Below are 11,101 nucleotides of genomic sequence, written 5' to 3' on the forward strand. Positions count from 1 at the left end.
CGCGTCTCCCGCCGCCGCGGACACTTCCATCGGCACCGCCACCACCTTCACCTCGACGGGCGCTGAGCAGAGCGTCGCCGTACCGGCTGGCGCGACCACGATGCACGTCGTGGCCGTCGGAGGCGCCGGGGGGTCGGCGAGCAACAGCTATGCGGGGACGACGAATGCACCGGGCGCCAAGGGTGCTCAAGTCGTGGCTGACCTTCCAGCCCCCTCGGGCGGGTCCACGCTGTACGTCGAGGTGGGTGGGAAAGGTGCAGCCGGAGTCGCAGGCGGGATTGGGCCCCCGACCGGTGGCTTCAACGGTGGCGGCGCGGCGACCGGCGACTCGGGCGCCGGTGGAGGCGCCTCCGACCTCCGGACCGTCCCGGCCTCTGGCGATCTCGCCAACTCGCTCAGCTCTCGACTCCTGGTGGCCGGCGGCGGCGGAGGAGGCGGGAGCCCGAGCTTGAACTGCGCGGGCGGGGGCTGCGGAAGTCAGGCCCAGGGCGGACCGGGTGGCGGCGGTGGGATCGGCACGCTTGACGGCGGTCCGGGCTTGGGGACCCCCGGTCCACGCGGCTTCGACGGTGGCGGTGGAGGGGGCGGAACCGCCATCGCCGGGGGCATGGGTGGCGCCGCCGCCCCCGCCCCGGGAATCGGTGGATTCTTCGATGGGCCGGGGTTCGCGGGAGCGAACGGCGCGCCGGCGTCTGGTGGCGCCGGCGGAGGTACGAACAACGGCATATCCGGGGCCGGTGGTGCCGGCGGCGGCTTGTTCGGCGGCGGCGGCGGCGGATCGGGCGGCGGCGATCTGGCAGCTAGCGGCGGCAGCGTCTACGGCGCCGGCGGTGGTGGCGGCGGGGGCTCGAGCTTCGTGGCAACGGGCGGGAGCGGTATCTCAGCCACAGCCGATACCACTGGTACCCCGTCCGTGACGATCACCTTCCTCTCGACCTCGACGACGACCGCAGCGAGCTGCACGCCGAATCCGGCCCAGTCGGGTACCGCCACGAACTGCACTGCGACCGTCAGCGGAAGTGGTCCGACGCCCACGGGCACCGTCACATGGAGTGGTCCGGCGGGCGGGGGGACCTTCATCCCCGGCGGCTGCACCGTGACCGGTGGCTCGTGTTCAGTGAATTACACGCCAGCGTCATCGGGCACCCAGACGCTCCAAGCCAGCTACGGCGGAGACAGCGCTCACCTCGCCAGCTCGGGCATGACGAGCTTGGCTGTCAACACCTTCTTCCGGCTCGCCTTCACGACTCCGCCCGTAGCCGGCCCGGTTGGAGGGGCGAGCCTCGGCCCCATCACTGTCCAGTTGGAGGACGGGGCGGGCAACCCGCTGGCCGCGCCAGCCGGGGGCAGCGCCGTGTCACTCGGCTCCTCCTCTCCTACGGGGGCCTTCTCGAACAGCTCCGGGGGGCCCACGGCAACGACCGTGGCGATCCCGGCCGGCTCGAGCAGCGCCACCTTCTTCTACGGCGACACAGCCCCCGGTAGCCCCACTCTCACGGTGAGCTCCGGCACGGCGTCCGCCACGCAGGTCGAGACGGTCAGCCCTCGACTGGCATTCACGACGGCCCCGGTCACTGGCCCCGTGAGCCGTTCGGGCATCGGCCCCATCACCGTTGAGCTCCAGGACGCGTCGGGCAGTCCACTGTCGGCTCCGGCCGGGGGGACCGCGCTCTCACTCAGCTCCTCGTCGCCGGAGGGAGCCTTCGCCAGCACGGTCGACGGCGTGCAAACGAACCAGTTCGTCGTTCCGGCCGGCTCGAGCAGCGCCACCTTCTTCTATGGGGACGGCTTGCCCGGCTCCCCGACGATCACGGTTGCGACGGCAGGCTCGTCGGCTACGCAGACCGAGACCGTCACTCCGCAGCTGAGGATCACCAACACCCCCGCCTCCGGCCAGGCCTCGACGTCGGCCACGATCGGTCCGATCACGGTCCAGCTCGAGGACTCGCTCGATGTCCCGGTGCTCGCCCCGGCCGGTGGCACCATCGTCTCCCTCAGCTCCGCGTCCGGCACCGGGTTCTTCGCGACCACCTCTGCAGGGCCGCCGACGACCTCGGTGCTGATCCCCGCCGGCTCCAGCAGTGCCACCTTCTTCTACGGGGACCCGACTCCGGGGAACCCGGCGATCACCGCCGCAACAACCACGTCGACGGCCGTTCAGAACGAGTCGGTGAGCGCGGCGGTCCTCTTCTTCGTCATCAGCGGGCCGGTCTCGGGGCCCGCCTCCACAGGGGCCAACCTCGGGCCCGTCACCGTCCTGGTCACCGACCTGTCCGGCCAGCCATTGGCCGCGCCGTCGGGCGGGACGACGGTCAAGCTCGGCTCGTCCTCCGGCACGGGCCTGTTCTCGGCCAGCAGCGGCGGCCAACCCGTCACCTCGGTTCAGATACCGGCCGGCGCCAGCGAGGCCAGCTTCTTCTACGGAGACCCCACGCCGGGAAGTCCAACGATCCAGATGAGCGTCCCCTTTGCCTCCCCGACGAGCCAACAGGAGACCATCGGTGCTGCCGTCCCCACGCAGCTCGGGTTCACTACCAACCCCGTGACGGGCGCCGCCTCCAACGGAGCGAATCTGGGGCCGATCACCGTCCAGATCCTCGACAGCCTGGGCAACCCCGTCGTTGCCCCCGCCGGAGGCACCGCGGTAGACCTCGGCTCGTCGTCGGGCACCGGCGTCTTCGCGGCCACTGCCAATGGTCAGACGACAACGTCGATCCAGATGCCGGCAGGAGCGACCAGCGCCACCTTCTACTACGGCGATCCAACACCCGGGAATCCTGAGATCACCGCCTCCGCGGACGGGCTGTCGGCCAACCAGCAAGCAAGCGTGACGGCCGTCGGCCGTCTGGCCTTCGCCACCGCGCCGGCGACCGGCGCAGCATCCTCCTCGGCCAATCTGGGGCCGATCACCGTCCAGCTCCAGGACAACAGTGGCCAGCCGATGGCCGCCCCGACGGACACCACCGTCGGGCTCACGGCAACACACAACGGGTCGGGCGGTGAGCGCGCCGCGACCACGACCCAGCCGCTCCTGGTGCCGGCCGCGTTCCGAGGGCCCGGAGGTTGTCAGCCTCCGCTGTCCAACGGCGTGTTCGCCTCGAGCCCCGGAGGGCCGCCCATCACGTCGGTCACCATCCCCGCCGGGCAGGACTCGGTGACGTTCTACTTCGGTGACCCGAGCGCCGGTACCGACACCATCACGATGACAGCTCCACAACTGACCAGTTCGTCCCAGGACGAGACCATCACGCCCGGTATTCCGAGCAAGGTCGCCGTATGCGGGCCGAGCCAGCTCTCGGGCCCGGCCTCGTCCTCGGCCAACCTGGGCCCCGTCTCGCTCAGCCTGCTCGACGCCCTCGGCAACGTCGCGGTGGCCCCGACAGGCGGCAGGACGGTCACTCTGAGCTCGACCTCTACCGGGGCGGTGTTCGCGGCGTCGTCCGGAGGAACCGGGCTCACGTCCTTGACGATCCCTGCCGGTTCGAGCTCGGCTTCGTTCTTCTACGGGGACACGAGGGCCGGGAGCCCGACGATCACAGCCTCGTCGCCGGGCTTGGGGTCGGCCACCTTGACCGTGAGCATCATCTCTGCCATCCAGCCCACCACGACGACCCTCTCGGCCGTCCCTGCTTCTCCAAACTTCGGCCAGAAGGTGACCTTGAAGGCAACCGTCGCCACGGTTCCACCCGGCCAGGGCGCGCCGACCGGCCAGGTCAAGTTCACCGACGGCGCATTGACCCTCGGCACCGTGTCCCTCGACAGCTCTGGCCACGCCAGTCTCAGCATCCTTCCCCTTGCCCCCGGCCCGCACTCCATCGTCGCTTCATACGCTGGTGACGCCAACGATGCGCCCTCGCCCTCGGCACCCGACGCTCTCTCCGTAGGTTGCTCTTCAGTGAGTGGGAACCACTCCGGTCGTCTTACGATCAGTGTGCCGACCTGTCTCCAGGGAGCGACGATCTCCGGCCCTGTGGTGATCCAGCCGGGGGCGGCCCTTTCGATCTCTCAGAGCAGGGTGATCGGGCAGGTCTCCTCGAACGGAGCCGCGGCCGTGCGCATCTGCGGGAGCACGATCACAGGATCGGTGTCCTTGCAGTCCTCCAACGGGCTCGTGATCGTAGGAGATGCCGGTGACGACGGGGCCCCGGGCTGCGGGCCCAACAACCTCGGCGCCCCCGTCACACTCAGTGGCAACAAAGGCGTCATCGAGCTCGGTGGCGATACCGTCGCTGGCCCGGTGAAGGTCACCGGCAACGCGGCGAGCGGGATCGACCCGGAGCACCGGGCCCCCGAGATCGAGGCCAACCGCATCTCTGGCCCCCTGTCATGCTCGGGCAACAATCCCCCTCCGACGAACGACGGGCTCCTGAATCAGGTGAGCGGCCCACGGACCGGGCAGTGCACGGGGCTGTGATCAGCGGCCCTGGAACTTGGGCTCTCGTTTCTCCACGAATGCGAGAGCGGCTTCGCGGTGGTCCTCGGTCAGTCCGGTGTGGATGTGGTGGGTCGCCTCGATATCCATGCACTCACCCAGCTCACCGTTGACGGCACGGTTGAGGTTCTCCTTCATGTACCGGTAGGCGATTCGGGGGCCCGCGGCCAGGCGGCGGGCACGATCCCTCACCTCGGTCTCGAAGACCTCTTGTGGGAACACCTCGTTGACGATCCCGAGATGCTCGGCCTCCTCTGCGGCCAGGCGTTCGGAGAAGTAGTAGAGCTCGCGTGCCTTGCCGCTCCCGACCAGCCGGGTCAAGAACCACGTACCGCCGTAGTCTCCGGCGAACGCGACTCGGGCGAAGGCCGTGGTGAGCACCGCTCCCGAGACCGCATATCGAAGGTCGCAGGCCAGAGCCATGGACAGGCCCGCGCCGGCTGCAGGACCGGGGAGCGCAGCAATCGTCGGCTTGGGCATCTCGTAGAGCCGCCCGCTGGTCGCCCGTTGATTGAGCCGCTGGATATGGATCATGGCGTCGAGCGAGGTGGGGGCACCATCGGTGCCCGACCCCTCGCTCGTCATGCCCTTCACGTCGCCTCCGGCGCAAAAGGCCCCACCGGCCCCGGTGAGCACGACGCAGCCGACGTCGTCGTTGATCTCGAGATCGGCCAGTACCCGGCCCATGGCATCCATCATGGCGTTGGACATGGCGTTCCGGCGCTCCGGTCGGTTCATCGTGAGCACGGCGATCCCATCCTCCACGTCGGCCAGGAGGTCACTCGTGCCGGTATCGATCTCGCTCATGCCTGCTCCTTCCCGGTTACCGGGACAACGATGAACCGAACGCCGCCGATCTCCGTCTCCACCTGACCGAGCGGGTGTGTCATCGCCAGCGTCAGTTCGGTGATGCCCTCTCCGTGCCCGTCGCCAAGATCGGTGAACCGCAGCTGCTGGCCATTGGCGCCGAGCACGACCGCTGCCGATTCGCCGTCGGCCCGCGCGGTCACGCCGAGCACCTCCGCCCACCGGCTGGCTGCGGCCAGGGGCACCGACACCTCGATGGTCAGGCCGACGATCCCTCCGGGCGGGTGCGGCGGAGCCGCGCCGGTCCATGTCGGACCCGCCCAGCGCCAGGACTCGGGCGGGTTTGCCCAATCGAGGGACACGATCGCGCCAGGCACGTCCCTGGGGTGCAGGTGCGTCCCGGCGATGTCGTCGAGATCCGCCTTCCAGACCACCCGCACGCCGAGCTCGGCCAGCTGGCTGCGCGTCCTGGCCAGGTCGGCGACCTGGAACATCGCCATATAGCCGCTGTCGCCGCCTCGGCGCTCCAGGTACCGACCGGCGGCGGTGTCGGGTTGTCGGGGCGCCACGACCTCCAGGAAGGTGTCGCCGATCGAGAAGACCGCGTTCTCCAGTCCGAACACTCCCACGCCCGGGTCGTGGTACGGGTGGTCCAGCCCCAGCTCACGCCGGATCTGCTCGGTCACCGGCTCCAGCTGGTGCGTCACGAGAGCCACCTGGCGAAGGCGAGGCAGGACCATCGAACCAAAGTTGATCACAGGTGGCGGACCGAGTTCTTCTCCGGCCCGCCTCGTACACTGCTGGCTCGGACCGGGTGCGGCGGTCACGCAGAGAGGGGAGCGCGGTGGCGAGGCCGACTCGTCGGTGGCGGTTGGCAGGAGGTGCCCTGGCGCTGGCGCTCGTCATGGCCGCTGCCGCCTGCGGGAGCTCGTCCTCGGCTGGGTCGAGTCACCAGCTCTCCATCGTCTCCATCGGCGATTCGATCGCCTCCGGCGAGGGGATCGCCTACGGCTACACCTACGACAACGCCCCGCCCACGCCCCACTGGGTGGGGGGCACGCCCAACCCGACCTGGGCCGGTCCCTACCAGCAGTGCCATCAGACGACGGCCGCCTACGGGAACGTCGTCGCTCAGGCCCGTCACGCCCGGTTCATCAACCTGGCCTGCACGGGCTCGACCTACGCGGATGGGATCACCGGGCCGTGGAGCTTTCCGCCGCAACCCACTGCGCCGGCCCAGTTCGGCGACTGGGCCACCAGGGCGAACCTCAATCCGGCCTACGACCAGGCCGCTCCTGACGTCGTGCTCGTCACCTTCGGGGCCGACGACGTGAGGTTCAGGGACGTCGTGGTGTCCTGCGTGGTCGAGGCGATCGCGGATCCCAACATCTGCACGGCCCAGGACCCCGGTTCCACCGTCAGGACCGACGTGCTCGACCAGCAATCCGTCCTGGGTCAGCGCTACCGGGCCCTGGCCGCCGCGATCCAAGCTCGGGGGCAGGCAGCTCATCCGTCGAAGGTCCCCTTCGTCGTCTTCACGAGCTACCCGAACCCACTGCCGGCACCGAATGCCGACATCTCGCTCGTCGCTTGCCCGGACGCTGCGCACCTGAATCAGGCCCAGATCGCCTACCTCTCGTCGCTCGTCCAGCTCCAGCTCCAGACCCTCCGGGGCGCGGTCGGCGGTATGCGAGGAGTCGCGGTGGCCGACGTGACGGGCGCGCTGGCCGGCCATCAGTGGTGCAGCTCCGATCCGTGGTCTTACGGGGCCTCGGTCCTCGCCCTCAACCCGAGCAGCAACGCGCCGGTCCACCCGACCGCCCAGGGCCAGCAGGCGGTGGCCAAGATCGTGCTCAACGCCATCCCCGCCAAACCCGCGGGCTGATCGCCAGACAGCCCGGCACCGCGCCCCCCGCCGGCGCGTGAACGCGCCGTATCATCTCGGTGAACGACCGGTGTCGTGGCGGGCATCGACAGCGACGATCGAGGGGGTGGTGTGCCGTGCGCATGAGGCTCGTGCTCGGCCTGCTGGCAGCGGTCGCCGGTCTCGCCGCCTGCGGCTCCTCCAGCTCTTCGGGCGCGTCCAGCCCCACGACCTACTACGTGTCCGTCGGGGACTCGTTGGCGGTCGGTGTACAGCCCAACGCGTCGGGAAACAGCGTTCGCACCAACCAGGGTTATGCCGACGACCTCTACAACTTGGTCCGCGGCAGCCGCCCTGGCTTGCGACTGGTGAAGCTCGGATGCCCCGGCGAGACGACTGAGTCCTTCACCCGGGGCGGTATCTGTCAGTACGCCCAGGGTTCGCAGCAGGCCGCAGCCACCTCCTTCCTCCGGGCCCACCAGGGATCGGTGGCCTTCCTGACCATCGACATGGGGGCCAACGACGTCGACAGCTGCGCGCCGGGGGGCAATGTCGACGCCGGCTGTGTGCTGAACGGGTTCTCCCGCATCCAGGCCCAGCTGCCCGGCATACTCCAGCAGCTGCGGACGGCAGGCGGACCCAAGCTGCGGATCGTGGGCATGAACCTCTACGACCCGTTCCTCGCCCTCGATCTGAACGGCCCGTCCGGCCAGAGCGTCAGCAACCTCTCGCTCAGCTTCGCGGGCCAGCTGAACGGTGCGTTCGCCTCCATCTTTGGGGCCGCGGGCGACCCGGTGGCCGACGTCGCCGGTGCCTTTGCCACCACCGACACCGCGCCGACCAGCCTCGTCGGCCATGGCACGGTGCCGACCAACGTGGCGAGGATCTGTCAGTGGACATGGATGTGCGCCGCCAAGCCCGTTGGCCCCAACATCCACGCCAACGCGACGGGCTATCAGATGATCGCCGGGGCCTTCAAGCCCCTGGTATGAGCCCGGGACGAGCATCCGCCCCGAGCGCTGGAGTCACACCGAGACGAGCGGGCGATCCGTCTCTTCGGTCTCGTCGGACGGCTCGGGGAGGCTGATCCTGGCCGGCTCGTCCACCAGCTCGGGGAAGCAACCCAGGTCGAACTCCTTGACGAACCGACGCAGCGGGTCGGGCAGTCGGACCGCCCTCCGGTCCACCACGCGCGGCCGGGTGCCCCAGCCGTCGACGAGGGTGGCGGCCACCGTGCGACGCCGGCCGGCAGGACCTTCGCCGAGCCACGCCGAGGTCTCGGAGAACCGGAGGCCGAGCGCCCTGGCCAGCACGCACTGCGACTGGCTCCGACGTTTCCCCCTGGGGAGCTCCTCCAAGGGCCCGGCACCCAGAGCTCGCCGGCCCGTGTTCACCATCTCCAGCACCTGTTCCAGGTCGGTCATGGCTCCCTCCGCTGAGCGGGTCTTGGGTGTTACCAGTGCCATACCCTGCTAGCAGCGCAATAACTACTCGAAACCGCGGCCCGGCTCAAGAGGGAAGGCCAGCGGCCGCCAGCGCTCAGCCGTCCGAGGCGCTTGACGCCAGCTCGACCTGGACCGACGCCGGCTCACCCCCGGCGATCTCGAGGGCCTCGATCCCCCCGGCGGCGCGCAGATCTCCCTCGGCCGACCGGAGGGCGGCGACGCGATCGGGGCTGTCGGTGACCGCCAGCCGAGCGACGGCCGCCCGCATCGACAGGCGGCGTTCGGTCTTGGCCCTCCGGACCTGGGACAAGACCTCGGCGGTGACCTCCAGCACGAGAGGGTCCGCGCCCTCGCCGGCGGACGACCGCAGATCGCCCCCCTCCGGCCAGGCGGCGGTGTGGACCGAGCCCGCTTGCCACCACGACCAGACTTCCTCGGTCACAAAGGGCAGGAAAGGGGCGAACAGCCGGAGCTGGGTGGACAGCGCCAGGGCCAGCGCGGCCCGGGCCGACCTGGCCCCCTCCTCGCCCGATCCTCCGTAGGCGCGCCCCTTCACCAGCTCGAGGTGGTCGTCGCAGAACGTCCAGAAGAACGTCTCCACCCGATCCAGGGCCCGGGCGTAGTCGTAGGCCTCGAAGGCCCCCGTCGCCTCCTCGACCACGCCTGCCAGCCGGGCCAGCATGGCGGCGTCCAGGGCGTTGCTCACGGCGGCGTCGGTCGCCGACCCGGCGTCGGACGAAGCGTCCAGCCGGGAGAGGACGAACCGGGAGGCGTTGAGGATCTTGATGGCCAGCCGGCGCCCGATCCGCATCTGCCCCTCGTCGACGGCGGTGTCGGTGCCGGGCCGGCCGTTGGCCGCCCAGTAGCGCACGGCATCGGCTCCGTGCTGGTGGAGCAGCGGGAGCGGGGTCACGACGTTCCCCTTGGACTTCGACATCTTTTTCCGCTCGGGATCGAGCACGAATCCGCTGATGGCCACGTCGGACCAGGGCAGGCGGTCGAACTCGAGGTGGGAGCGGACGACGGTGGAGAAGAGCCAGGTGCGGATGATGTCGTGGGCCTGCGGGCGCAGATCCATCGGGAACACGCGGGCGAACAGATCGGGATCGTCCTCCCAGCCCCCCGCGATCTGGGGAGTGAGCGAGGAGGTGGCCCAGGTGTCCATGATGTCGGGATCGGCGAGGAACCCGCCGGGCCGCCCCCGCTGCTCGGGTTGGTAGCCGTCGGGAACGTCGGTGGAGGAGTCGATCGGCAGGCGGTCCTCATCGGGAAGCAGGTGACGAGCGAAGTCGGGCCGGCCCTCGGCGTCCAGCGGGTACCAGACCGGAATGGGGACGCCGAAGAAGCGCTGGCGGCTTATGTTCCAGTCCGAGTTGAGCCCCTCGACCCAGGACTCGAACCGCGCCTCCATGTAGGGCGGGTGCCAGCGCAGCTCCTTGCCCCTTGCCAGCAGGTCGTCGCGGAGATCGAGCGTGCCGATGAACCACTGGCGGCTGGTGACGATCTCCAGCGGGCGCTCGCCCCGCTCGTAGAACTTCACGGCATGGGTGATCGGGCGGGGCTCGCCGACGAGGTCGCCGGCCTCCGCGAGCAGCTCGACGATCCGCGACCGGGCCCGGCGGACGGGAAGGCCCTCGAGCTCGCCGTAGCTGCGCTGGGCGGCCGTCGGATCGTCGCTCTCCCACCCGGTCGCGCCCCACGTCAGGGGCTGGAGGCGGCCGTCCCGACCGACCACGGCTCGCACGGGCAGGCTGAGCTCGCGCCACCAGACGACGTCGGTGACATCGCCGAAGGTGCAGATCATGGCGATGCCGGTGCCCTTCTCTGGATCGGCCAGCTCGTGGGCGACGACCGGCACCCGCACGCCGAACAGGGGCGTGTGGACCTCGGTCCCGAACAGGGCCTGGTACCGGGCGTCGTCGGGATGGGCGACGACGGCCACGCAGGCCGGAAGGAGCTCGGGCCGCGTCGTCTCGATCTCGATCGGTGCTCCACCCGGTCGCCCGAAACGCAGCCGATGGTTGGCTCCGGCCACCTCGCGGTCCTCCAGCTCGGCCTGGGCCACGGGTGTCGCGAAATCTATGTCCCACAACGTCGGTGCCTCGGCCTGGAACGCCTGCCGTCGTGCCAGCAGGCGCAGGAAGCTGCGTTGCGATGCGCGCTGCGCCCGATCGCCGATGGTCGTGTAGGTCGTGGACCAGTCCACCGACAGGCCGAGGAACCGCCAGAGCTCCTCGAACACCCTCTCGTCGTCGACCGCCAGCCGTTCGCACAGCTCGATGAAGTTGGGTCGGGAGACCGGCACGGGATCCGACCCGGGCTTGTCGGGGGGGACGAAGTCGGGGTCGTAGGGCAGCGTGGGGTCACAGCGGACCCCGAAGTAGTTCTGCACCCGACGCTCGGTCGCCAGCCCGTTGTCGTCCCAGCCCATCGGATAGAAGACCTCCATGCCCCGCATACGCCGGTAGCGGGCCACGGTGTCGGTGTGGGTGTAGGACATGACGTGGCCGATGTGGAGCGACCCGCTCACGGTCGGGGGAGGGGTGTCGATGG

At 70.0% G+C, this 11,101-nt stretch carries 7 protein-coding genes; 3 read left to right on the forward strand and 4 right to left on the reverse strand.

Translation table 11 applies throughout. The features are described 5' to 3' along the window. Positions 1-193 precede the first annotated feature (193 nt). Positions 194-4,414 carry an Ig-like domain repeat protein gene (locus tag VGF64_13810; protein ID HEY1635833.1) on the forward strand — a complete coding sequence of 1,407 codons (4,221 nt, stop codon included), beginning with the start codon at positions 194-196 and terminating at the stop codon, positions 4,412-4,414. Here the strand turns inward: VGF64_13810 and VGF64_13815 are convergent, their stop codons facing one another. Together VGF64_13815 and VGF64_13820 are read right to left on the reverse strand one after the other, a co-directional pair. Continuing rightward, on the reverse strand, positions 4,415-5,239 hold the full coding sequence (locus VGF64_13815; GenBank protein HEY1635834.1) for an enoyl-CoA hydratase-related protein: 825 nt from the start codon (positions 5,237-5,239) through the stop codon (positions 4,415-4,417). Further along, positions 5,236-5,955, reverse strand: a complete 720-nt coding sequence (locus VGF64_13820) for a VOC family protein (GenBank protein ID HEY1635835.1) — start codon at positions 5,953-5,955, stop codon at positions 5,236-5,238. The genes VGF64_13815 and VGF64_13820 overlap by 4 nt, the downstream gene beginning before the upstream one ends. 128 nt (positions 5,956-6,083) lie before the next feature. Here VGF64_13820 and VGF64_13825 point away from each other — a divergent pair, with 128 nt between their 5' ends. Beyond that, positions 6,084-7,124: an SGNH/GDSL hydrolase family protein gene (locus VGF64_13825; protein ID HEY1635836.1), complete on the forward strand. Its 1,041-nt coding sequence runs from the start codon at positions 6,084-6,086 to the stop codon at positions 7,122-7,124. Between the two features lie 122 nt (positions 7,125-7,246). After that, the gene (locus VGF64_13830) at positions 7,247-8,095 is read left to right on the forward strand and encodes an SGNH/GDSL hydrolase family protein (protein HEY1635837.1); all 849 of its coding nucleotides are present in this window, start codon (positions 7,247-7,249) and stop codon (positions 8,093-8,095) included. Positions 8,096-8,128: 33 nt separating this feature from the next. Here the strand turns inward: VGF64_13830 and VGF64_13835 are convergent, their stop codons facing one another. Next, positions 8,129-8,527: a hypothetical protein gene (locus VGF64_13835; protein HEY1635838.1), complete on the reverse strand. Its 399-nt coding sequence runs from the start codon at positions 8,525-8,527 to the stop codon at positions 8,129-8,131. 115 nt (positions 8,528-8,642) lie between these two features. Continuing rightward, positions 8,643-11,101, reverse strand: a 2,459-nt coding sequence (gene valS, locus VGF64_13840) for a valine--tRNA ligase (GenBank protein HEY1635839.1), incomplete at its 5' end; no start/stop codon positions are given.

The sequence above is a fragment of the Acidimicrobiales bacterium genome (genome assembly GCA_036491125.1).
GTDB lineage: Bacteria > Actinomycetota > Acidimicrobiia > Acidimicrobiales > AC-9 > AC-9.

Bases quoted from the DNA above. Each gene is read 5' to 3' on its own strand.
- VGF64_13835 (HEY1635838.1), bottom strand. From the start codon at position 8,527: ATGACCGACCTGGAACAGGTGCTGGAGATGGTGAACACGGGCCGGCGA.
- VGF64_13830 (HEY1635837.1), top strand. From the start codon at position 7,247: ATGAGGCTCGTGCTCGGCCTGCTGGCAGCGGTCGCCGGTCTCGCCGCC.
- VGF64_13815 (HEY1635834.1), bottom strand. From the start codon at position 5,239: ATGAGCGAGATCGATACCGGCACGAGTGACCTCCTGGCCGACGTGGAG.